The following is a 22,666-nucleotide window of genomic DNA, read 5'->3' on the forward strand; positions in this document are numbered from 1 at the left end:
CCCGCCGGTCGATCAGTCAGGCGCGGGCGAGGATCGCGTTAGCCTGCTCGACGAAGGTTTTGCCCGCCTGTTCAGCGTCGATCTGACCGAAGGAAACCTGCTGACTAAGCTCGCGGAACATCGTTTCCACTTCGGTGGCGCCTCTCGGGGGCGGAGGCGGAATGGGCGTTGCCACGGGCGTGACCGCTGCAACGAATTCGAGGGACGCGCGCGGCAGTTCGTCGAGCTCTGGTGCAAGAACCTCCTGCATGGAAGGCGACGCAGGAACGCCGCGCTCGACGCCAAGCGATTTCACGCCAATCGGGTTCATCACGAGGAAATTCGCGAGCTTGACGGCGTCCGACCTGAACTGCGATCCGGAAAAGATCGAGAAGTGCTGCGCCGGACGCATGAATTGACCGATCAGGTCGCCGGCCCCTTGCGGATACATTGCCATGCCGAGCTTTTTAGGCGTTGCTCCCTGCAGCGCGACGATCTGGTTGGAATGCCCAAAATTCGTGGCGGCCTGGCCTTGGATCAGTAGATTTTCGCTGATCGTTTCCACGTCCAGCGCTGCAACGTCGGCGGGCGGAATGGCGCCGCGAGCGCGTGCCTGGGCCCACATGTCGAACCACTCCGCGGCGGTTTCCGCGGGAGCCCCCACGCCACCATCGCCGTAGGACTGGAAGCCTTTCTGACGAACGAAATTCTCGTAGACCAGTGCGTTTCCGCTACCGTCGCTCATCCCGTAATATTTGCCGCCATTGGCTTTCGTGACCTGCTCGGCCAGGTCGAACCATTCGCTCCAGGACGTATCGAGCGCTATGTCGATGGCACCGACTGCTGCAAACGCATCCTTGTCGTAGAAGAGCGCTGTGGTGTTGTTGCCGAGGTTGACGCCGTAGAGCTTCCCATCGACCCGAAGAGCATCAACGGAAGACGCGGGCCAGTCGCTGATGTCGAGTTCATTGCCGACATAATCATCCAGCGGCTCGAGTACGCCGCGCTGCGCGTATTCCGCAATCTGGCTGTATCCCAGCTGCATGAGGTCGGGTGGATTGCCGCCAGCGATCTTGGTGGCGAGGCTCACAAAATAGTCCGCTGTTGAGCCCACGGTTTCCGTCTCAACAACGACACCGGGCTCGGCGGCCATGAAGTCTTCGATGGCCTTCACTGTGCGGTTCAGGCGATCTTGCCCGCCCCACCACATGGCACGCAACCGACGTTCCTGCGCGAATGCAGGAAGTGCAGAGAGAGTAAGGGCAGCACCACCCAGTTGCAAAAGAGCTCTACGATTCAAAGACATACCTATTTCTCCTCATCAACAGGCATTGAACGTCAGGATCAGCTCGCTCCTGGAACCATCAGCTTCCAGTTACGGCGCGCTAACCAACTCAAATTTCAGCATAATTTTGAGCAAGCGCACGCCATCGCACAACCGCAGGGTCACTTGCGGCCGGACAAGCTTTAGTCAAAACCATCATCTTGTATGGAAGAATTTGCAGATTTTCTCGCGCATGTCACTATCGATTTCTGCGGTTTCGCAAAAAATCGACAATCAATGGTCGAATTTTGACAAAAAATCGAAACCAAGGCGCTGTTCGATCAGGCTGGCGTTGAAGACAATTCAGCAGGCAAGCCGAGAAAAACACCCCGGAACAAACGCTGACGCAACCGAGGCTCAGTATTTGAGCGCAGCAGCATCGTGGCAGCTTCTCGGCGATTTTGGTTTGAACGATCGCGGCCACTCAGGCCGAGGCGAAACTGCTCGTGTGCACTGCGCGCCCCAGGAAGTCGCCTGAGCTCTTGCACATTCCAAGACGGCCGCCCCTAAGCGGCGGCGCATTGCTCTTCATCAAAGAAAAGAAAAGTGCCCCACCCCGGAAGGGGTGGGAGCAAACCGCCTCGCATATCGCTTCAGAGACAGGCCAAACCTACTGCATCGCCCCTGCCTGTCGCGGCAGCCACAGCACCAGGTCAGGGATGTAGGTAATCATGAACAGCACCACAATCAGCAGCAGCAGGTGCGGCCAGAGCTCCTTGATCATGGCACTGATCGGTATGCCGTTCACCGCCTTGATGACGAAGAGCAGCATGCCCATGGGCGGGGTGATGAGGCCGATCATCATGTTGAGCACCAGCACGACGCCGAGATGCACAAGATCGATGCCGAGCGCGAGAGCGGTCGGGATGAACAAAGGCACGATGACGAGCTGGATGGTTGAGACGTCGAGGAAACAGCCGAGGATCAGGAAGAGGATGTTCAGCAAGAGCAGGAACAGCCAGGCTTCCATCTGGTAGTAGGCGAAGAACTCATAGACCATCTGCGGGATGCGCTCGACGGCAATGACATAGTTGAAGATGAAGGCACCGCAGAGAACGACAGAGACAACTGCCGTGGTCTTGACCGTGGCATAGACCACCGCGGCGAAGCTCTTGGGACCCAGAGTGCGATAGGCAAAGAGGGCCAGAAGCAGGGCATAGAAGGCGGAGACGGCAGCCGCTTCGGTGGGCGTGAAGACGCCGGTATAGATGCCACCGAGCAAGATGACCGGCATCAGCAGGGCGGGAAAGGCCCTGAGAAAGATCATCGGGAACTGACGGAAGGGGATGGCATCTTCAACCGGGAAGCCACGCCTCTTGGCAGTGAAATAAGCTGCGACCATCTGGAAGCCGACGATCAACAATGCGGGGACCACGCCGCCGAGGAACAGTGCGCCGATCGAGGCCGACGACACCAGGGCATAGTAGACCATGGGGATGGAGGGCGGGAAAATCGGCCCGACCACGGCCGTTGCCGCAGTCAGCGCACCGGCATAGCCGGGCGGATAGCGGTTTTCGCGCATCATCATGTCGTTGACGACCTTGCCCACGCCTGCGGCGTCGGAAATGGCGCTGCCGCTCATGCCCGAGAAGATGAGGCTGGTGAGGATGTTCACCTGCGCCATGCCGCCGGGGCTACGGCCAACAAGGGCCAAACAGAATTGCAGTAATCGATCGGATATCTTGCCGGCGTCCATGATATTGGCGGCAAAGATGAAGAGCGGCACGGCGACGGCGGCGAAATTGCCGAAAATGCCGTTAAGCACCATTTCGGCGCCGAGACCAACGTCGCGACCGGAAATGAAGAGATAGAGAACGCTCGAGGCGATCATGGCGATGCCCATGGGCAGGCCGGCGATCGTGGTCGCGACGAGAACCACGAGCATGATGGGAAGGGCGTATTCAGCCAGCATAATGAACCTCGCGCGGCGCTAGATCTGCTTGCCCCAATCGGGCGTGAACAGGCGCCATAGCCGCACTGCGGCCTGGATGGTGAAATTGACCACGAACAGCAGGTAGCAGCCGTAAATCCAGGTCATGGAGATCCGCAGCACCGGACTGCGCTTGCGCAGCAGGAATTCGAGATAGTCCCAGGTGGCGGGGATCAGCAGCAGGAAAGTGGCGATGAGGACGACCATCGAGAAGATGGTCATGATGCGCTTTACCCGCGGCGTCATGACCTCATAGACGACGTCGAATGCGACATGCTCGCGGATATTGACCATGAATGCCGCCGCCCAGAACACGGTCCAGACGAAGGCAATCATCGTCACTTCTTCCGTCCACAGGATCGGACGGTTGACGACGTAGCGGAAGAAAATCTGGACGATGAAGCCGAGGAAGGCGGTGGTGAAGAGAAGGACGCCGACAAGGTCGGCGCCCTCCTTGAGTACCCGCAGCCATGTCGGCATCCGCCTCACGGATGCGGTGTAGTCGGTCATGATTTACTCGGCGGCAAGGGCGTTGATCTTCTCGACCCAGCCTTCTGGCCAGGAGGCCGCCCGGTCGGAGGTGAGATAGAAATCCTGAACGTGGGTACGGAAGGCATCGACGTCGGGCGTGGTGATCGTCAGACCCTTCTCCTCGAAGAAGGACACGAGGCGTTCTTCATTGGCGAGACGCTCTGTATTGTTCCAGTCGCATGAAGCAACGGCCGCCTCGGTCATTGCCGCCTTTTCCTCGTCAGTCAGCTGCTCCCACGTCTGGTTGTTGACGGCAACATTGATGCCGTCGACGAGGTGGCTGGTGAGGACGATCTGCTTGGTGACTTCGTAGAACTTTGCAGCCTCTACGGACGGGAGGGGATTGTCCTGACCGTCGATCGTGCCGGCCTGCAGGCCAAGATAGACTTCGCCAAACGGAAGCGGCGTCGGGTTGGCGCCAAGAGCCTGGCCCAGGAACAGCCACGCGTCGGACGATGGCATGCGCAGCTTTATGCCGGCCAGATCGGCGGGCGTTGCGACTTCGCGGGCTTCACGCAAGTTCACCTGGCGAGTGCCGAGATAGCAGGTATCGAGGAGCTGGATGCCCATCTCGTCAGACACGCGCTGCTTGAATTCGGTGCCGATATCGCTGGCGAAAAAGGCGCGGTAGTGCTCGGGGCTCTGGAACAGGTAGCCGGCAGTGAGCAGGCCGAACTCGGGAATGGCGTCCGCGATGAGCTGGAAAGACACATAGGTCATTTCGGCATTGCCGCGCTGCAGTGCGTCAAGGTCGGCGCCCTGTGCAAACAGCGAGCCCGAGTCATAGAGCTGGATATCGTATCGGCCCGGCGAAAGCTCTTCGAGCTTGTCGGCAAAAACCTTCATGGCCTGGGTGTGGAGGTCCGTGGGGACGCTCGGCACGGTATATTTCAGCTCGAGCCTGTCTTGGCCGAGAGTGGCCCCGGTGAGCGCGAGAACGGAGACTGCCGCAAGGGCAAGCGAGGTAAGACGGGTCATGGATCCCTCCTCCAAGGGTGTAATCGACCGACTGGCGCCCTAGCCTCCCAGACCACTGGCGCACTTGAATGGTAGTACCTTGCATAAACGCCATACTCATGTAAACAGTGATTTATCAATTGATGTGCTGACTGATTGTATCAGTTGCGCAATGAGGAGATTTCTAGTGGCTGCCGCAGACCTTAGAGGCGTTATCACCGCGTCGATCACCCCCTTCGCCGACGATTTCAGCGTGGACGTGAAGCGACTCGCCGCCCACTCGGCAAACCTGCTTGCGGCCGGCTGCAGCTTTGTTTCCACCTTTGGCACGACCGGCGAAGGCGCTTCGCTTTCGACCCGCGAAAAGGTTGCGGCCCTCAACGCCATCAAGGCCAGCGGGGCCGACATGTCGCGTCAGGTTCCCGGCGTCATGACGCCGACGCTGGACGATGCTGCCGAAATGATCGTCGGCATTGCCAATGCCGGCTGCCGGGCGGCCCTCGTGCTGCCGCCCTACTACTATGGCACGAGCGAAGCCGGCATTGCCGGCTGGTACGATGCCCTGATCGAGCGCACGAAATCGGCCACCCAGATCGACATTCTGCTTTACAATATCCCGCAGCTGAGCCGCATTCGCTTCACCGCTGACTTGGTGAAACTGATCCTGTCCAAGCACGCCGCGCGCATTGTCGGCATCAAGGATTCTACTGGCGATGCCGACAATGGTGTGATGCTGGCGAAAACCTTCCCCGACCTCTCGATCTTCACCGGCGATGACCGCGTTTTGCCCACTCTGCTCGCCAATGGGGGTGCCGGCATGATCGGCGGCATGCCCAATGTTTTCGCGAAAGACCTCGTGGCGCTCTACAATGATCCGAAGAACGCCGATCTCCTCGCCAAGCAGACGACGCGCATTCTCGCCGTGGACAAGGGCGGTTCGCTTGTGGCGCTGAAGGCTGCACTTGCCCAATATAGTGGCGACGAAAATTATGCCCGCGTGCTGCCGCCGCTGAAACCGCTCGAAGGCCAAGGCCGCACGGACCTATTGCAGACCTTTGCGCAAAGCGGTTTCGACGCCGCTGCCTGATGTTGTCTGGCGCCGGACAGGGTAATAGTTCGGCAAGAGCACAAAAAGGACTTGGGAATCATGTCGGTCAGCGACAGCGCCTCAGCCGAAGCCCCAGCCGAACGGGCCTCCGTCAAAAGCGCGGCTTATGAAAAGTTCCGGCAGGCGCTGTTCGATGGGCGCCTGCGGCCCGGCCAGTTCGTGTCCCAGCGCGAACTGGTCGCTCTTCTCGGCCTTTCGATCGGCGCGCTGCGCGAACTGCTGCCGCGGCTCGAATTGGAAGGCCTGCTGCGCGTCATGCCGCAACGCGGCATCCAGATCACCCAGATCGACCTGCCGATGATCCGGCAAGCCTTTCAGATGCGCATGGCGCTCGAGCGCGAAGCCGTTCTTACAGCGGTGCGGAAGCTCGACGACGCAGTGCTTGACGAGCAGGAAGCGCTTCATCGGGCCATCGTTGATGAGGTGAGGACCAATCCCAGCCCCAATCTTTTTGAGCGGGGCCAGCAGGTCGATGATGGCTTCCATGCGCTCCTCATTGCCACGACGCAGAATGATCTTCTTGCCCAGGCCTATGCGGTCAATGCCATCCGCATCAGGCTGATCAAGCTCGACCGGGTGACGCTGTCGGCTGGCGTGTTGCCGGCCGCCTTTGCCGACCACTTGGCGATCATCGCCGCCATCCGCTCGCGCGACGCCCATGCCGCCATCGATGCAATGGACCGGCACATGATGAACGCCCGAGAGCGCGCTCTCGAACTCTAGTAGGTTTTCCAATGCCCCAATTGCGGCCCATTGACCTTCGCTGCGAGCACCTCGCCACGGCGCATGGGCTCAATTCGCCAATCCCCCGCTTCGGCTGGGGCCTCGAGGGCGACGGGCAAAACCAGCGCCAGACGGCCTATCGGATCGTGGTCGCCGAGACCGGGAATGGCCGAATCTTTTGGGATTCTGGCAAAATTCTATCCAACAACACGCAGCTTGTTCCCTATGCTGGCGAACCACTGTCGAGTGACGCGGTGCTGGATTGGACCGTGCAGGTCTGGGACGAGGCCGACCGGTTAGGGGCCACGGCCAGCCCGGCGCGCATCTTTACGGGGCTGAAATCCGACGACTGGCAGGCCGAATGGATCGCCCGCTATTTCGTGCTGCCGGCCGGCCGCGAAGTGCCCGCCGACAATGCCTATGACAACCGTTGGCAGGCGCGACCTGCGGACTATCTGCGCCGGAGCTTTGCAAGCGCTGACTCGCCGGTGCGGGCGACGCTTTATGTGACGGCGCTCGGCCTCTATGAGGCATATCTCAACGGCCAGCGCATTGGCGATCACGTCATCGCGCCGGGCTGGACCGACTATCACCGACGCGTCGAGTATCAGGTCCACGACGTGACGGCGCTTGTACAGGCAGGCGACAACGTCCTCGGCGCCATTTTGGGCGAGGGGTGGTATTCCGGGCGCGTCGGGCACAACCAGCGCCGCGCCGGCAATCACTATGGTGGCCGCCCCGCCCTTTTCTGCCAGCTCCATCTGCACTATGCCGACGGCAGCAACATGATCGTCGCCTCGGACGAGCACTGGCAAACCCGGCAGGGTCCGATTTGCTATTCCGACTTCTTGATGGGTGAGATGTATGATGCCCGTCTCGAACTGCAAGATTGGGCAACGGCGCCGGGCGTGCAAGTGGGCTGGCAACCCGCCGAGGTTTTCACCCCCGACCCGCGCGCGCCAGAACTCGATGCCGCACGCGTGCAGCCGGCTCGAGAAGTGGCGCGTGTCCCCGCGCAATTCTCACACCTCGCAACCGACGGCGCGGCGATTTTTGACCTCGGGCAAAACATCGCCGGCTATTGCGAGCTGACTGTGCAAGCCAGTGCCGGCGCTTGCTTCACACTGCGCCACGGAGAAGTTCTCGATGGGGACGGCGAACTCTATGTCGCCAATCTCCGCCACGCCGTCGCGACAGACGTTTTCATTGCCGCCGGGAACGGCGAGGAGACATTCAAGCCGCGCTTCACCTTCCACGGCTTTCGCTATGTCGAGCTGACCTTGCCCGAAGGAGTTTCGCCTGAAGCGATCAGGCTAACCGGCATCGCCATCCAGACCGACACGCCGATAACAGGCGAGATCGAAACCGGCCACCCGCTCGTCAACCAGCTTCTGTCCAATATTTTCTGGAGCCAACGCGACAATTTCCTCTCGGTGCCGACCGATTGCCCGCAGCGCGACGAGCGCTATGGCTGGTCCGCCGACGCGCAGGTTTTTTGGAAGACCGCCGGCTATTTCGCAGATGTTTCGGCCTTCCTCACCAAATGGATGCTCGACCTCGAGGACGGCCAATCGCCAGATGGAGCTTTCCCCGATGTGGCGCCGACCAAGCCTTTGAACCCCTATCGCCTGACCCCGCAGCCCGGCGCGCCCGCCTGGGGCGATGCACCCATCATCATGGCCTGGGACCATTGGCTGCGCTATGGCGACCGCGATTTTCTCGCCCGCTTCTACCCCTCTTTCCAGGCCTGGATGGAGCATATCGGCCGCCCCAATCCCGATTTCATCCGCCGCAACGCGGTCTACAACAACTACGGCGACTGGCTGAGCGTGGGCCCCGCATCCGACCGCACGCTGGTCGCGACCGCCTATTGGCACCGCGTCGCCGATCTCATGGCCCGCATTGCCGACACCCTCGGCCACGCGACAGATTCGGCGGCCTACAACCAGCTCGCCCGTTCCATCGCCAAGGCGTTTTGCGCCGAATATCTCGACAAGAACGGCCGCCTGACTGGCGACACGCAGACCGCCTACCTCCTCGCGCTAGACTTCAACCTCCTGCCCGAGGCTATGCGCCCCGCCGCCACAAAACGCCTCGTTGAGTTGATCGAGGCTGCAGACGGGCACCTCCAAACCGGCTTTCTGGGCGTCCGTCATATCTGCCCAGTCCTCTCCGAAAACGGTGCGGCTGATCTCGCCGTCGACCTCCTCCTCAAGGACACCTATCCCAGCTGGGGCTTTTCGATTCGTCAGGGCGCAACCACCATCTGGGAGCGCTGGGACGGCTGGACCCCCGACAAGGGCTTCCAGAGCGTCAACATGAACTCCTTCAACCATTACGCCTATGGCGCAGTGGGCGAATGGATCTGGTCACGTATCGCCGGAATAGACTGGTGCGAGCGGGGTCCGGGTTATCGCGAACTACGCCTAAGGCCGCTCTTCGACAGCCGCATCGGTCATTGCCGCGCGAGCTACAGGGCGCATACGGGCATCGTCTCCAGTCATTGGGTGATGCACGGGGACACAGTTGAATGGAGGGTCTCAATTCCGCCGAACTGCGCCGCGGTCATCGAGTTGCCACCGGGATGGCTGTCGAAGGAACACAGCGACAGACTTGGCGCAGGAACGTACGACCTTAGGCTCTACAAGAGTGCCAATGGCTGATCTCCAAGGCCCGGGATATGCGTTGTCCTTCGCAGGTCAGCCGGTCAGCGAGGCGGGCGCAGGCTCTTTTGCTCGTGAGTGGGAGATCCAGAGCAACGCCAGCGAGATGGCGTTGTCGATCTGACTTTCGAGCTGCTGTTGGATATCAGCCGCGCGAACTCCTACGAGAGCCAGAATATGTAAATCGCCCATAGCGAGGCCAAAGAGCTGCTTCGCCATCAGCTCGGGATCATCGAGGGAATTCCCTCGGTCCTTGGCAAGCGCGGACAGGAGTTCGGCATGCCGGCTTTGCGCCCTGGCTATGACCCTCCCGTGGAAACTGCTCGCCAGTTCGCTTTCCGAGCCACCCGCCGAAATCAGAATTCGCGTTGCGAGTATCTGCCGAGGCGACAAGGCGAAAAGGATCGAGCTCAGCAGACCCTTCCGCAGTGCTTCCAGAGGCGGCAAATCATCTACCGGCTCAAGAACGCTGGCGAATGCTTCGGCGTCCTGAGCCAACGCCTCGAACAATGCTCGCTTGTTCGAGAACGCCGCATAGAGCGTTTTCTTGGACATTCCGGCGGTGCGCGCTATGTCGGCCATTGCGGCGCCGGGATAGCCACGGGCCGAGAACACCCGCTCGGCCGCAATAAGGATTACCTGACGCCGTTCATCGGGCGGCAGCGCGGGCGGTCTGCCCGGTCCTCGACCGGGCTTTTCGGGAATATCGGACATTTTGAGGGGGCCATTTCCGATTCTGCGAAGCGGCCACCCTACAGTCTTGCGGATGCGACTAGAAGAGATCGTAGATCTCGTCGGCCGGGAGCGAGAGCAGGCGGTCGGCCATGTCCTGCTTGAGCCATTCGAGACGGTGATCTTCCTCCGCCGTACGATCGGGCTTGCGTCCAAGCGCGATGAACTCATCCCTTACGATACCGTCGCGAATGCGCAGGCGCACATCCGTGCCACGATAGGAGAGGATGAAGACATAACCCTTGAGCGTTTCGCCGCGCTCGGGTTGGGCCAACTCCGGGTTGACCATATAGCGGCCCTCGGTGAGGCTGCGCGTCACCATTTCGAAGGCGTCGCGGGCGCCCGGTCCCTTGAACGGCGTGCGGATGGCGATTTCGCGCCGCTCCGGCACCTCGCCATTGGCGAGAAGCGGCAGGGCACGCTCCATGACCTTGAAGGCATGGGCCACCCCGCCGGGAAAACCGAAGCCGTGATAGTGCATCAGTTCGGCATAGGTGTAGCTGAGCGGCTTGCCGGCTTCGAGAACGGTGAGTGTGGTTTGGCTCATGCTGTGTGCTCCTTGTCCAGTTCGGCCCGCATCCAGGGCAGGAAACCGTCGAGGAACCGTGTCGTCGCCGGCATGAAATGGCTGCCATGGTGGTAGAAGGGATCGAGGCTGGTGATGATCATCCGCCCCCCGGTGGTGACCTCGTCGATGTAGAGGATAGGTTCGCCGGTATCGCCTGTGGCCAGCACTTCGGCACCCTCGGGAACGTCGAACCAGCCATGCAGATGCCAGGTGACATCCTTTTCCGCTAGATGCCTGAATAGGCTGTGCTCGGGCTTGGCGATGCGTACGCCGAGATCGGCGCCGGGGGTCAGCCACCACCAGAAATTGGTCGGCTGGGGGGTAAAAGTGATGCCGGGCAGGAAGAGCTGGGAGTCGCTTTCACCCGTGGCGATGATCGTACCGCCCTGGTCGAGATAGGCGCGCAAGCGCGCCTTGTGCGGCTCCATGCGGTCGGCCGGCGTGCGGCAGGGAATGAGGACGACATTGAAGTCTTCGAGACGCACATCGGGGAGCTCTTCGGGGCGCACGAGTTTGTCGAAGTAGTGCGCATAGCGCGGGCCTTCAAAACTTTCGATGTGGTAGTAGGCGCCGGGGTGGATGACGAGGATGCTCATCAAAATTCTCCCATGGTCCAGGCCAGAATGCGGGGCGCCAGGAGGGCATGGTTGGGATTGGGTCCACCCATGCCACCGACGTCATTGCCGGCATGCGAGAACATCTTTCCGCCCGACGGCAAGGTCCATTCCCAGTCGATCGGCAGGTTTTGTGGACCGATGCCGTTGATGGCGAGGGCGCCTTCCGGCAAAGGATTGTGGCCACGACCATAAAAGCCGGCGACGCCGCGGTTTTCCTCGAAGGATGGCTGGTCGATACCGGCGAAGATCGGATGTTCGTTGAGGCGCGTCAGCACGAGATCAGCGCGCTTGGCTTTGGCGATTGGCTCATAGATGCCCAGCCCCTTGAGGAAGGGGCGGAGGATGTGGCCATTGAAGAACCAGCGACCACCGCGCGCCATGAAGGCTTCAAGGTCGTCGGCGAAGTGCATAAGCCCGAGCTGGTCGAGATGGCTCGTGGTGGTAAGTCCACGGGCGGCAGCGAAATGGGCTGGCGTCAGATCTCGCTCGCGCACGATGACGGCATCGCCGCGCTCGAGGGCGAGAGTGAAAAGGCCGGGGGGCTCGCCATAGTGGGAATGGATAAGCAGCAAGGCGCCGCTCGTTGCTGGGGCATTGGGCATGGCTAGTCCTGAATAGGTTTGGGCCGAAAAGACTGCTCAGACGGTGGTATTGCCGTTGAGCGTGGATGAGTGGGCGGCCTGAGGCGCGAATATGTACGGCGCGAACGGCCCCGAAGATGACGTGATGCGTGCCGACGAGCTGGGAGGCGTTCACGACACAATCGAAGCCGGCAAGCGCGGAAGCCAGAAAGGGCGGCTGACTGTCTCGGCCGGTCCATTCCGACCCGAACCAGTCTTCACGCGGCAGCGCGGAGCGGCCGGCAAAACGCTGGGCGAGATCGTGGTGGTCGTCGGCCAGGAGATTGACGCTGAAGACACCATTAGCGAGCAGCTTGCCTGGCACCCTGCCCGCCTGATGAAGGCAGATGAGCAGAGTCGGCAATGGCGTATCGGCCGAGACCGAGGTTAGCGCCGACACGACGACACCGTCGCGACCCGCCGGGCCATCGGTCGCGACGATGCTCACCGAACTGGCGGCCTGGGCCATGGCGTCAAGGAACCCTTGGCGCCGAACCTGCTGCTCGGTGTTATCGTTGGCGGACGGCATCATGCCGCCTTTTCCGATTTGCGCTCGGCCTCGGTGTCGATGAGCCAGTGCAACATGCCAGCCAACATGCGGGTCGTGGCCGGCATGAAGAAGGCACCATGGTGGAAGAAGGGGTCGAGCGTCGTCGCCACCAGCCTTCCGGGCGCGTAGGAAATGACATCCTCGAACATCTGGCATTCGCCCTCCGAGGTTTCGACGAGACTCTTCTGGTTCGGATGCAGCGGCTCGAAGGCGCCATGGAGGTGGAAGGTGACATCGTCCTTGCCGAGGTATCGGCAGATGGCGTGGCTGGGGTCGGTCATGCGCAGGCCAAGATCGGCGCCCGGAGTCAGCCACCACCAGAAATTCGTGGGCATGGAGCGGAAACCGATACCGGGCAACCAGGTGTCGGGAAAAGTTTCGCCCATGGCGACGAGCGTGCCGCCGCCGCGCAAGAAGGCCTGCAACTGGCCGCTGAGCGGGGCGAGATAATAGGCATTGGTGCGGCACGGAATGATGAGGATATCGAAAGCCGACAGGTCGGTCTTGGCCACATCGCGCAGGTAGATGACGTGGTCGAAGAAGTCCTTGAAGGGCTCGCGGGTGATGCTGTCATGGTGGTAGTGCTGGCCACCGTCGATGATGGCTACAATGGGTTTCTGACTCATGCTGCCACCTTCGATGTCTGGGAAAGCCAATCGAAAAAGCCCTGGATAACAGGCAGGCCCTGCGGCCCCTCAAGCATCAGAACGGCCCAAAGTTCGACGCCGGAATGAACGAAAATGCGTCCGCCCTCCGGCCGGTCGTAGAGCCAGTCGACTGCGACGTGGTCGGGGCCGACCGAGTGGATGACCAACGCGCCTGTGGGCGGCGGATTGGTCCCGCGGCCATAAAAGCCGGCGACGCCCTTACGCAGGGTCAGGCTTTCGGCCGAAATATGCTGGAACAGCGGATGCTCGTTCTCGCGATGGATGACGAGTTCCTTGAGACCGCGCTTTTCCATCGGCTCGTAGCGGCTAAGTTCGGGCAGGAAGGGCCGGGCGACGTGGCCGTTGATCAGCAGCGTGCCGCCGCCATTGAGATAAGCCTGCAATTTCGGGCTGATCTCGTTGAGATGCACCTGATCGGCGCTCATGGAGATGAGCACGGCGTCATAGGTGCTCCAATCGAGCCGTTCCGTATCGTACTGCTGATAGAAGTGGATCGTGTGACCCGAAACCTTGGTGAGAGCCGGCGGCGGCCCGCCATAGGCGTTCTGCACATAGAGAAATCGTCCTGTCATTTCCGTCTCCCCAGACGTCGTCAAGCTGCGGCGATGAGGCGCCGCGTATAGTCTTCGGTTGGCTGCTGCACGACGCTGTCGGCGGGGCCCTGTTCGATGATTTCGCCATGATTGAGCACCACCAGCCGATCGCAGAAGTGGCGGGCCAGGGCGATGTCATGGGTAATGAAAAGGAAGGCGGTGCCGAAGCGTATCCGCAGGTCTTCCATCAGTTCCATGATTTCCATGCGTACCGACTGGTCGAGCATGGAGGTCGGTTCATCCGCGATGATGACTTTTGGCTCGGTGACCACGGCCCGGGCAAAGGCGACGCGCTGCCGCTGGCCGCCGGACAACTGCACGGGCCGACGCGACAAAAAATGCCCGTCTGAAGGCAGGCGCGTCGCTTCGAGCGCCTTTTTCACCTTGGCATCGATCACCGCCTCGTCGCGCTCGCCATGGATGCGCAGCGGCTCGGCCACGATCTCGCGGATCGGCATGCCGTTGCGCAGGCTCTGATAGGGGTCCTGGAACACCATGTGCACGGCGCTGGCCATGACTTTCTGGCCATTGCGGCCGAGGGCGGCAAGGGGCTTGCCATTGTAGAACACCTCGCCGCCATCGGGCGCGATCATGCCCATGACAAGACGAGCGAGTGTCGACTTGCCGGCGCCGCTCCCGCCCACGAGCCCAAGCTTTTCACCCGGGCGCAGGGCCAACGAGACATACTTGAGCGCATGATGCGCCGTACCCCAACCAAGGCCGAGAAAGCCGTTGGGATAGAAAGTCTTTGAAACGTCTCTGAGTTCGATGACGGGGACGGCATCGCCCGGGGTAGCGGCGGACCAGAGCTTTTCGTCGTCGATCTCGGGTAGGTTATCGAAAAGCGCCCTTGTATGGGCGTGGGTAGCATGGGCCTTGAGGTCGGCGGGAAGGCCTTCTTCCACCAATTCGCCCTTGTACATCACCATGAGCCGATCGGCATGGCGGGCAATGAGTGGCAGATTGTGGGTGACGAAGAGAATAGAGAGATTGAGGCTCTGTCGCAGCGAGAGCAGCAGCGCCATGATGTCTTCTTGCACCAGCACGTCGAGCCCGGTCGTCGGTTCGTCGGCAATCACCACTTCGGGCGTGTTGCAAAGGGCAATGGCGATGACGGCACGCTGCCGCATGCCGCCCGAAAGCTCGTGCGGGAAGCTTTTGGCATGAGCGGGTTTTAGGCCGACCTTTTCGAGCCATTCAGCGACGAGCTCTTGTTTCCTTGCCCCATCGCGCGGCTCGCCGCGGTCCAGCGCTTCTTCGAGCTGGGCACCGATCGAGAGGACAGGATTGAGCGCATTCATGGCGCTTTGCGGAATAAGGGCAAAGCGACGGCCGCGCAGGGCACGGACGGTTTCGGGGGACATGGCGAGAACGTCGTCTTCTCCGATCCAGACCGCGCCCTCGGTGACCCGCGCAGGCTGGCGCAGGAGTTTCAGGATAGCGAGGGATACAGTAGTCTTGCCCGAGCCGGACTCACCAACAAGGCCGATCAGCTCGCCCTTGTTGAGGGTGATATCGACGCCTTTGACCGCTTCACTGCTTCCGAACTCGGTGTCGTAGACGACGCGCAACGCCCTTGCGGTCAGCGCCGCATTAGGTTCGGGCGCAGCGCCCTCTGGGCGCTTCGGCAGCGTAGCCTTCTTCGCTTTGATGCGCGGCGCGAGGGAGGCGTCGTAGCCAAAACCGATAAAGGCCAGGGCCAGCACGGTCAGCGACACCGCAACACCCGGCGGCAAGATCCAATAGACCCAGGAGCCCGTGAGAAAGGCGGCGCGGGCATTGGCGTGGAAGAGGATGGAGCCCCAGCTGTTCTGCAGCGGATCGCCCAAGCCCAGGAAACTCAGCGAGGTTTCGACCATGATGGCGGCATGGGCGATGCGCACGAATTGCGGCACCACCAATGGCGCGAGTTCGGGGAGGATATGTTTGAGGCCGACGAACCAGCCCCTGCCCCCATGGCAATGGACGCTTCAACAAAGCCGGCCGAGCGAATGGCGAGGATCTGCGCGCGCAATTCGCGCACCGGATTGGCCCACATGACCAGCGCAATGACCGTGACCTGCGTCTGGATGGAGGCGCCGAAATAGACGCCGAGCACGATGACCAGCGGCAGGAAGGGCAGTGCCAGCACCACATCGATGAAGCGCATGATCAGCCGATCGACCCAGCCGCCATAAAAACCCACCAGGATGGCAACAGAAGTGGCGACAATGGTTGAGACCAGCGCCACCGAAAGTCCGACGGCGAGCGAGACGCGGGCGCCGAACAGCAATTGGGCCCAGATGTCATAGCCAGCATCGTCGCAGCCGAGCCAATGAGCGGGATTGGGCTTTTCGAAGGGTGCACAGGCGATTTCGCGCGGGCCATAGCCGGCAAAGAGCGGCGCCAGAATGGCGAGCAGCGCGATGGTCGCGAGCATGGCTATGCCAAGCCATTGCACCTTTCCGGTGGCAGTAGAAATGGGGGCGATGAAGCCGCGGGTATTGGTGTAGCGCTCGGACATGGCCTTACCTCGCCCGCCGCGTGCGCGGGTCGACCAGCGGATAGAAAATGTCGGTGACGAGATTGGCGAGGATAATGGAAATGGTCGCGATGACGAACAGGCCCTGCAACAGGGGATAGTCGCGCGAATTGACGCCCATGACGACGAGGCTGCCGAGACCGGGATAGGCAAAGACCGATTCAATAACCAGCGCCCCGCCAACCAGTGAGCCGAGCCCCATCATCACATGGGTGTAGAGCGGCAGCAGCGCATTGCGGAAAGCGTGCTTGAAGAAAATGACCCGCTCGGAGACGCCCTTGGCGCGGGCGAACATGATGTAGTCCTGGTCGAGCGCGGCCATCATCGAGGCGCGCGAAATCAGCAGCACACTGGCCGCCTGCACGACGCCGAGCGCCAAGGCCGGCATGATCAGGCGCTTGCCAACGCCAAGGAACCAGTCGGGCCGCGGAAAGGAGGTGCCGAGCTGATAGGCGCCGAAGGAGGGCAGCCAGCCCAGCGTCGTCGAAAACAAAATAATCAGCATCATGGCCAGCCAGAACGGCGGCAGGGAGCCGATGAAGAGCACGCCACCCATGGTGACGATGTCGGTGATTTCGCCGCGCTTCCAGGCGGAGAGGACGCCGAGCACGGTACCGATGAGGGTGGAGAAAAGGAGGGCAACGCCCATCAACAGCAGCGTCCATGGGAGGCGCTGCATCAAGGCGTCCCATACAGGCATGCCGAGAAGGATGGAATTGCCGAAATCGGTCGAGAAAATGCCGGTGAGATAATTCCAGAACTGAAGGTACAGCGGGTCGTGAATGCCCAGTTCCGCAGCCACCTGCGCCACCTGCTCGGCCGTCATGGTCTCAACCACATCGGCGCCCAGGAGCGAGTTGATCGGGTTGCCCGGCGCCAGCCGTGGCAGAAAAAAGTTGACTGCCAGCGCGACCATTAGGGTCAGCGCATATTGCAGCACAGTGCGCAGGTAATACATGAAACGTCCGGCCCCCGGGTGGTCATGCGCGGCCGATACCGCGCATGACGGAAGCGAATTGCCGCCTATTCTTCGATCAGATGATCGATGGAATCGGAGGTGCCGATGCGGCCGGCTTCGGGCAGGAACGAGTACTTGTTGTAGATGCCGTAGCCGAAGGACGAGACATAATTGTCATAGGACTGCCAGCGATAGGCAAAGAGCCCATCGGGGTACCAAAGCATGAAGCGGCTCGGATACTTGTTCTCGTATTCCTGCAGGGCAAAGCTGGCTTCGAGACGCGCATCGCGCGTATCGGCTTCCCACCAGGTGTCATAGAGCGCCTTGCGCTCCGGCTCGCTTTCAAGCAGGGCCTTCATCTGTGCGCCCGAATAGAACTGCACATACTGGTCCTGGTCGGCGAGGCCATGCGGGGTGATCTCGGAAATCGAGAACTCGTAATTGCCGTCGGTAGTCAGGCTGTTGAAAGTAGCAGCGTCCACCGCTTCCACATGCGTCTTGACGCCCACGGTGGCGAGCTGTTCGACCATGATTTCGGCAGCGCGCACATAGAGCGGCTGATTGGTCGAAACCACGATGCGCCAATCGAACGGCGTGCCATCAGGCAGATCGCGGAAACCGTCGCCGTCCTTGTCGACAAAGCCCACGGCATCAAGTCCGGTCTTGGCCAACGCTTCGTCGTAAGGCACTTCCATGCCCGGCTTGGTCCAGGTGCTATCGAGATGCGGCCAGCCATGCTTGCCCGACTGGGCGCGGCCCAGCATGACGCGCTCGACCATTTCGTCGGCATCGATGGCCAGCGAAAGCGCATAGCGCAGGTCGCGATTGTTGAAGATGGGATCGTTGAGATTCATGTTCATCCAGGTGCCCCAGAGGCTGGGTGCCTGAGCAATCTCAATGGCCGGATCGTTCTTCCACTCTTCGACGAGTTCAGGCGGGAGCGCGCGAGCCGCGCCATCGATCTCGCCCGATTTCAGGGCCGAGAACATGGTCTGCGGGTCCTTGATCATGACCAGCGTCAATTCCTTGACCAGCGGCGCGCCGCCCCAGAACTCTTCGTGGGCGACGAAGTGGTAATATTCGTCCGCCTTGAAGTCGACGAGCTTATAGGGACCGGTGCCGATCACTGGCTCTTCGAGCGTGCGCGGGTCTTCAATGCCTTCCCACTGCTTCTTCTGCAGGATGGGCATTTCCGGCGCGGTCACGAGGTCGAAATTCGGCATCGGACGCGGGGCGGTGAAGCGCACGCGATTAGGACCGACCTGCTCGATGAGCTCGATACGCGGCACGTCAGAAACGTGGTGCGTCCAGCGATTGGCCGGGCCGTTGAGGTAGAGATTGTAGGTGAAGACCACGTCTTCAGCGGTCAGCTCGGTGCCATCATGCCACTTCACGCCCTGGCGGATTTCCGCCTCCCAGACGCGCGCGTCTTCGCTGACCTGGACCACTTCCGTCGCCAGCCACGAGCGGCCCTTGGAGAGGTACGGCGAGGGCTCCAGCAGCTTGTCGAGCGCCAGGTAGAGCACCCAATCGTTCCAGGAATTGCCGATGGTGTAGGTGGTGATATTGGCAGCCGTGTTCCAGATACCGATGCGCAGATGGTCCGCGGACTTTGGCCCGTCATTGTTGACCGCGCTCAGGAGACCGGCGGCCGTGTGGGGGCTACCATTGCCAGCTTCGGGATTGGCATGAAGTGAGGCGTCATGCGCGAGCGGCGACGCGACAAGGCACAGGGCGAGCGCAGAGGCACACGCTGCCCGAACCATCGTTCGATGCATGTTGGTGATCCGATTCTTGTATTAGGGAACCCAAGCGTTCCTAAATCGGATTACTATGATCACATTATCACCGTGTCAACAAAGATGATTATCATAATCAGATTTAACTGACGCCGGCTAGGCGTGCCGCATCACAGGCCAACTTTGCTCCGAGCCCACTCAGAGAGCGGCAGATTTTACGCAGGCCTCCCAGCCACCGCCCATGATGTCGGCAGCGGATTGACGCCTCATGGCAGGCCATCGCTCTCAGCAACATAGTCAGCCTCCCGACAGGAAGGCTCACGGGACACGATACACACTTGCCGCAACCCGTCTTGGCCACGGCCCTTGACTCTAAATATGCATACATATACATATGCATCATGATGCAACAAAACGTATTCAATATGTTGGCGGACCCGACGCGGTTTCGCATCGTTGAGGCTCTGGTCGGTGGCGAGCAGGCCGTGGGTGACTTGGTTCGTGCCGTGGACATCGATCAGTCCGGCGTATCGCGGCACCTGCGGATCCTGGGCGAAGCTGGCTTCGTCGTGATGCGGCCCGAAGGGGCGCGGCGGCTCTATTCCCTCCGGCCTGAACCGTTCCAGGCGATCGACGATTGGGTTGCGAGCTACCGCAAGCTTTGGGAGGGCCGGCTCGATCGCTTCGACGCGGCGCTAGCGCGGAAATCCGAGGAGAGGAAGTAATGCCGCAGACCAGCGAATTGGGTGAGAGCACCCTCAGATTCGAGCGGGTTTACGACGCATCGATCGAGGATGTCTGGGCACTCTGGACCACGAAAGAAGGGCTCGAGGCCTGGTACGCGCCGGAGGGTATGCATTTTGAAGTGTTGGCCCTTGAGCCGCGGGTGGGCGGTGCCTTCGATCACGTGTTGACCGCGGTGGGCGCCGAGCAAGTCGCTTACCTGGAGAACCTCGACATGTCGCTGACCGCGCGCGTGAGCGGCCAATTCGTGGAGATGGTTCACCACCGGCGGCTACGCATTCGCTTCGATATGGACTTCGTCCCCGGCGTCGAACCCTACCCCTACGATATGATGGTCGAGCTTCACGCCGAGGGCGGGCGCGTTCGGATGGTCTTGACGGCCGATCGCCACCCCGACCCGGAGATGACACGCGGCGCCATCATTGGACTGACAAGCCAAGTGCAACGATTTGACCTGGCCGTGGCGGCACGGGCGACAAAGGAGCAGCGAACGTAATGCGACCTCTTCTCTACTCCATCAACGTGACGCTCGATGGCTGCGTCCATCACAACGCCATTCCGGCTGACGAGGCGCTGCAGCAGGAGATGCTGCGCGCAACACATCGCCACGCCACCGAAAGCCTCGGCCGGGCCGATGCCCTGCTGTTTGGTCGCGTTACCTACCAGATGATGGAAGGAGCATGGCGACTGGATACGCGGACATCAACGCCGCCCGACTGGACCGAGCCCTTTGCGCGGACAATCGATGCGATGAAGAAATACGTCGTTTCGAGCACGCTTGACCGGGTCGACTGGAACTCTGAACTCGTAAACGGAGATCTGGGCGAAGCGGTGACCAAGCTCAAGCAGCAGCCGGGCGGTCCACTCTTCACGGGCGGCGTAAAACTGCCCCTGGCGTTGGCGGAGCTAGACCTGATCGACGAGTACGAATTCGTAATGCAACCTATACTCGCCGGTCATGGGCCCACCTTGTTCGCGGGGCTCTCCAGGTACGTCGAATTGAAGCTTATCAACCGGAAGGAGCTCAGCTCAGGCGCCGTGGTGCTACGCTACGAACCGAGACGGTAGGGCGTGCGGAAAGCGGACGGCCCCGGAGGACGCTTGGCTAGCGCAAGTCTCCAGTGACCACACTCCAACCGCCATCCGATGCTCGGATGAAAAGAGCGTCGACGGCTTCGCCACTCGTCAAGTTCTGCGTGAGGTCGCCCCAGCGGTCCGCCCCAAACATTTCCGCACCCGCGATGTCGATACGGATTTCCTGCACGAATGTGCAGAGAAACTGGGTTGCGCCAGCCTCCGGCACGCAGCCGAGTTTGGTAACGCCAAGCAGTGATACGCCCGATCCAGTCTCGCCAGTCCAGACGGCGGGGTTGGTCAGGCAAGCCAGCGCCGCCACAGGGTCGCTGATCTCCCCCGATGTGCAGGCGCGGTCCATCTCCGCCATCCGTGCCGAAGCCTCCCGCACCCTCTGCAGCGCGAAGGCCGCGATATCGTGCGCAGTTGGTTCGGAAGCGTCGGAACCGGTCGATCGGTCCTCGATTACAATGGCAGCAATTTCGGCTTGGTCAAGGGCATCACCAACAAGCGCAGCAATGTCTGGGCTCATGCCATCGCGGCCGGATACTTGCGAAGCCAAAATCTCTACCGCCTCGTGCGGGCGCTCACCTTGCACCGCTGTCGCAAGTGCCGCTTTCAGCTCCGCTAGCACCACAGGGTCTGCTTCCAGTTCGGTCAGCCGGTCATAAAGCGGCATGAGGATGCCGCCGGGATCGATCGAGCCAAAGGTGCGCTCCATGCTTTCCCGATATTGTTCGAACCGGTTCAGCGCCGCATGGGCTCGCCTCAGGCCCCCCAGGTCTGCCGGAAGGTCTGATGCCATTGCCGCCGCCTCGGCCAGCGGCGGTTGCAAAATAGCTTCGGCCTTGCGCTGCGCTGCCTGGACAACCCGTGCGACCTGATCGGCGCTCATATCCGATACCTGAGCCTCATCTGCTACGCGGAGCGCCGTGCCCAGATGCCCCTGGTCGAAATCGTCGCCCACTGTTTCGAGGTCCGCAAGCAATTGCGCCGCAGCACTGTCGCGAGCCGCTACTTCGAGTTCTGCCCGCAAGGTGGCTACTTCGGTGCTCAGCACCTCGGTGACTTCGACCGGCAAGCGTGACAGCGCAATGTCGGCTTCGATCGCACTCAACCGCCCGAGCGCCTCGGGTCCGGCAGCGCGGATCGCTGCCAGTTCTTCACGCGTCGTGATGGACCATTGCTCGGCCTCTGCTGCCCGCTCGTTTAGTGCGGCGATGCGTTCCGCAAAGATCGGCGAGCGGAACACGTCACTGAAAACATTTCGGTAAGGCTCCATTCCAAGGGGCCCGTAGCAGACTTGAGCAACAAAATATCCGATGGCGCCCCCCCTCTTGCTGGTCAAGAAGCGCATAGGGGACACCGAAGACCGGTTCGAAGGCCGCATCGAGAAAAAGTGGGGCGATGGCTTCGAGGATCTGGTCCGACGCCATGCCATCGAAACCGCCGGGCCCGATGGAAGGCGCATACCAGTTCCCCAGGGCACGACATTGAGCCTCCGCCGAGACGGCTGTAGCCAAGGTGCCGCCGATGGCCCCGCCAAACGCTTCCGGAGGTGTAGCGTCCCCTTCGGGAAGGCGCATCGGCTGCGCGGTCGCCACAAGCTCCTCCACCGATGGTGGGCGAGTAGCCGCAAAACCACCTGAGCAACCACTTAGCAACCCATTCATTGATTGCCCGTCAGCACCGATCCGACCGCTCAGACCAAGCGCGCTGAAGCCGGCCGGTTTGTCGATCCAGTCCCCGGCAATGATGGTGAACTGCCCATTGTCCTGCATTCGGCCCATGACAGCATAGCTGCCCTTGGCTCCAGCAACATCGAAGCTAAAGACGCCGTTGTGCAAGGGGCTATCGGAAGGCTCGATCTGCAGCGACATTGTCGCCTCGGGCTGGCTGTCGCAGTGATATGTGCCAGTCCATTGTCCGGCAAATTGCGACTGGCCTAGCGCCGGCCCCGCGACGCCGCCAACGAGCAGACAGATGAAACCGACCACACCACGCATTCGCATAGCTGCCACGCCCGTACTCGAGCATATCATCAACCAGATCCGAGCATATCACTAG

Annotated in this window: 23 protein-coding genes and 1 pseudogene; 7 read left to right on the forward strand and 17 right to left on the reverse strand. The window is 61.2% G+C overall.

What is annotated here, in order from left to right; genetic code table 11:
• Positions 1 to 16: 16 nt before the first annotated feature.
• Entirely contained in the window at positions 17 to 1,285 is a 1,269-nt protein-coding gene (locus tag NVV77_RS17820; RefSeq protein ID WP_295415293.1) for an extracellular solute-binding protein, read from the reverse strand.
• Between the two features lie 106 nt (positions 1,286 to 1,391).
• Here NVV77_RS17820 and NVV77_RS17825 point away from each other — a divergent pair, with 106 nt between their 5' ends.
• Positions 1,392 to 1,781, forward strand: a complete 390-nt coding sequence (locus NVV77_RS17825) for a hypothetical protein (RefSeq protein WP_295415294.1) — start codon at positions 1,392 to 1,394, stop codon at positions 1,779 to 1,781.
• Positions 1,782 to 1,913: 132 nt separating this feature from the next.
• Here NVV77_RS17825 and NVV77_RS17830 read toward each other — a convergent pair whose 3' ends face one another.
• The 3 genes from NVV77_RS17830 to NVV77_RS17840 are packed head-to-tail and all read right to left on the reverse strand — an operon-like array spanning position 1,914 to position 4,742.
• Positions 1,914 to 3,215 (reverse strand): TRAP transporter large permease, encoded by a 1,302-nt coding sequence (locus tag NVV77_RS17830; protein ID WP_295415295.1) that lies wholly within the window; start codon positions 3,213 to 3,215, stop codon positions 1,914 to 1,916.
• A gap of 18 nt (positions 3,216 to 3,233) precedes the next feature.
• Positions 3,234 to 3,743, reverse strand: a complete 510-nt coding sequence (locus tag NVV77_RS17835; protein ID WP_295415296.1) for a TRAP transporter small permease — start codon at positions 3,741 to 3,743, stop codon at positions 3,234 to 3,236.
• 3 nt (positions 3,744 to 3,746) lie between these two features.
• Positions 3,747 to 4,742 carry a sialic acid TRAP transporter substrate-binding protein SiaP gene (locus NVV77_RS17840; protein WP_295415297.1) on the reverse strand — a complete coding sequence of 332 codons (996 nt, stop codon included), beginning with the start codon at positions 4,740 to 4,742 and terminating at the stop codon, positions 3,747 to 3,749.
• A 166-nt stretch (positions 4,743 to 4,908) separates the two neighbouring features.
• Here NVV77_RS17840 and NVV77_RS17845 point away from each other — a divergent pair, with 166 nt between their 5' ends.
• From NVV77_RS17845 to NVV77_RS17855, 3 genes are read left to right on the forward strand one after another with little or no spacing between them, the layout of a single operon-like run.
• Positions 4,909 to 5,808, forward strand: a complete 900-nt coding sequence (locus NVV77_RS17845; RefSeq protein WP_295415298.1) for a dihydrodipicolinate synthase family protein — start codon at positions 4,909 to 4,911, stop codon at positions 5,806 to 5,808.
• Positions 5,809 to 5,868: 60 nt separating this feature from the next.
• A complete protein-coding gene (locus NVV77_RS17850) occupies positions 5,869 to 6,552 on the forward strand; it encodes a GntR family transcriptional regulator (protein WP_295415299.1) in 684 nt (227 codons plus the stop codon).
• Between the two features lie 11 nt (positions 6,553 to 6,563).
• Positions 6,564 to 9,215 (forward strand): alpha-L-rhamnosidase, encoded by a 2,652-nt coding sequence (locus NVV77_RS17855; RefSeq protein ID WP_295415300.1) that lies wholly within the window; start codon positions 6,564 to 6,566, stop codon positions 9,213 to 9,215.
• A 36-nt stretch (positions 9,216 to 9,251) separates the two neighbouring features.
• On the opposite strand, the gene NVV77_RS17860 is transcribed toward NVV77_RS17855, so the two are convergent.
• The 11 genes and pseudogenes from NVV77_RS17860 to NVV77_RS17910 all read right to left on the reverse strand — a co-directional run bounded on the left by NVV77_RS17860 (position 9,252) and on the right by NVV77_RS17910 (position 18,820).
• The gene (locus NVV77_RS17860) at positions 9,252 to 9,929 is read right to left on the reverse strand and encodes a TetR/AcrR family transcriptional regulator (RefSeq protein WP_295415301.1); all 678 of its coding nucleotides are present in this window, start codon (positions 9,927 to 9,929) and stop codon (positions 9,252 to 9,254) included.
• A 58-nt stretch (positions 9,930 to 9,987) separates the two neighbouring features.
• Positions 9,988 to 10,494 carry a hypothetical protein gene (locus tag NVV77_RS17865; RefSeq protein ID WP_295415302.1) on the reverse strand — a complete coding sequence of 169 codons (507 nt, stop codon included), beginning with the start codon at positions 10,492 to 10,494 and terminating at the stop codon, positions 9,988 to 9,990.
• Entirely contained in the window at positions 10,491 to 11,111 is a 621-nt protein-coding gene (locus NVV77_RS17870) for a hypothetical protein (RefSeq protein WP_295415303.1), read from the reverse strand. Before NVV77_RS17870 ends, NVV77_RS17865 begins: the two co-directional genes overlap by 4 nt.
• Positions 11,111 to 11,734, reverse strand: a complete 624-nt coding sequence (locus NVV77_RS17875; protein WP_295415304.1) for a hypothetical protein — start codon at positions 11,732 to 11,734, stop codon at positions 11,111 to 11,113. The genes NVV77_RS17870 and NVV77_RS17875 overlap by 1 nt, the downstream gene beginning before the upstream one ends.
• Before the next feature lie 97 nt (positions 11,735 to 11,831).
• Positions 11,832 to 12,284, reverse strand: a pseudogene (locus NVV77_RS22050) (flavin reductase family protein); the annotation flags it as partial.
• On the reverse strand, positions 12,281 to 12,928 hold the full coding sequence (locus NVV77_RS17885; RefSeq protein ID WP_295415306.1) for a hypothetical protein: 648 nt from the start codon (positions 12,926 to 12,928) through the stop codon (positions 12,281 to 12,283). The pseudogene NVV77_RS22050 and the gene NVV77_RS17885, both read right to left, overlap by 4 nt.
• A complete protein-coding gene (locus tag NVV77_RS17890; RefSeq protein ID WP_295415307.1) occupies positions 12,925 to 13,542 on the reverse strand; it encodes a hypothetical protein in 618 nt (205 codons plus the stop codon). Before NVV77_RS17890 ends, NVV77_RS17885 begins: the two co-directional genes overlap by 4 nt.
• A gap of 20 nt (positions 13,543 to 13,562) precedes the next feature.
• Complete coding sequence (locus tag NVV77_RS17895) at positions 13,563 to 15,446, reverse strand: ATP-binding cassette domain-containing protein (RefSeq protein WP_295415308.1); 1,884 nt, start codon at positions 15,444 to 15,446, stop codon at positions 13,563 to 13,565.
• Positions 15,404 to 16,066 carry an ABC transporter permease gene (locus tag NVV77_RS17900; RefSeq protein ID WP_295415309.1) on the reverse strand — a complete coding sequence of 221 codons (663 nt, stop codon included), beginning with the start codon at positions 16,064 to 16,066 and terminating at the stop codon, positions 15,404 to 15,406. The genes NVV77_RS17895 and NVV77_RS17900 overlap by 43 nt, the downstream gene beginning before the upstream one ends.
• A gap of 4 nt (positions 16,067 to 16,070) precedes the next feature.
• A complete protein-coding gene (locus NVV77_RS17905) occupies positions 16,071 to 17,042 on the reverse strand; it encodes an ABC transporter permease (RefSeq protein WP_295415310.1) in 972 nt (323 codons plus the stop codon).
• A 65-nt stretch (positions 17,043 to 17,107) separates the two neighbouring features.
• Positions 17,108 to 18,820 carry an ABC transporter substrate-binding protein gene (locus tag NVV77_RS17910; protein WP_295415311.1) on the reverse strand — a complete coding sequence of 571 codons (1,713 nt, stop codon included), beginning with the start codon at positions 18,818 to 18,820 and terminating at the stop codon, positions 17,108 to 17,110.
• A gap of 362 nt (positions 18,821 to 19,182) precedes the next feature.
• Between NVV77_RS17910 and NVV77_RS17915 the strand changes: the two genes are divergently transcribed.
• Genes NVV77_RS17915 through NVV77_RS17925 form a run of 3 tightly spaced genes read left to right on the forward strand, consistent with a single transcriptional unit; the run spans position 19,183 to position 20,593 of the window.
• Positions 19,183 to 19,506 carry a helix-turn-helix transcriptional regulator gene (locus NVV77_RS17915; RefSeq protein ID WP_295415312.1) on the forward strand — a complete coding sequence of 108 codons (324 nt, stop codon included), beginning with the start codon at positions 19,183 to 19,185 and terminating at the stop codon, positions 19,504 to 19,506.
• Complete coding sequence (locus NVV77_RS17920) at positions 19,506 to 20,021, forward strand: SRPBCC domain-containing protein (protein WP_295415313.1); 516 nt, start codon at positions 19,506 to 19,508, stop codon at positions 20,019 to 20,021. The genes NVV77_RS17915 and NVV77_RS17920 overlap by 1 nt, the downstream gene beginning before the upstream one ends.
• Positions 20,021 to 20,593 carry a dihydrofolate reductase family protein gene (locus tag NVV77_RS17925; RefSeq protein WP_295415314.1) on the forward strand — a complete coding sequence of 191 codons (573 nt, stop codon included), beginning with the start codon at positions 20,021 to 20,023 and terminating at the stop codon, positions 20,591 to 20,593. The genes NVV77_RS17920 and NVV77_RS17925 overlap by 1 nt, the downstream gene beginning before the upstream one ends.
• Before the next feature lie 37 nt (positions 20,594 to 20,630).
• Here the strand turns inward: NVV77_RS17925 and NVV77_RS17930 are convergent, their stop codons facing one another.
• Positions 20,631 to 21,956, reverse strand: a complete 1,326-nt coding sequence (locus NVV77_RS17930; RefSeq protein WP_295415315.1) for a hypothetical protein — start codon at positions 21,954 to 21,956, stop codon at positions 20,631 to 20,633.
• Complete coding sequence (locus NVV77_RS17935; RefSeq protein ID WP_295415316.1) at positions 21,853 to 22,605, reverse strand: hypothetical protein; 753 nt, start codon at positions 22,603 to 22,605, stop codon at positions 21,853 to 21,855. Before NVV77_RS17935 ends, NVV77_RS17930 begins: the two co-directional genes overlap by 104 nt.
• Positions 22,606 to 22,666: the final 61 nt, after the last annotated feature.

The sequence above is a fragment of the Devosia sp. genome, from assembly GCF_024707125.1.
Lineage (GTDB): Bacteria > Pseudomonadota > Alphaproteobacteria > Rhizobiales > Devosiaceae > Devosia.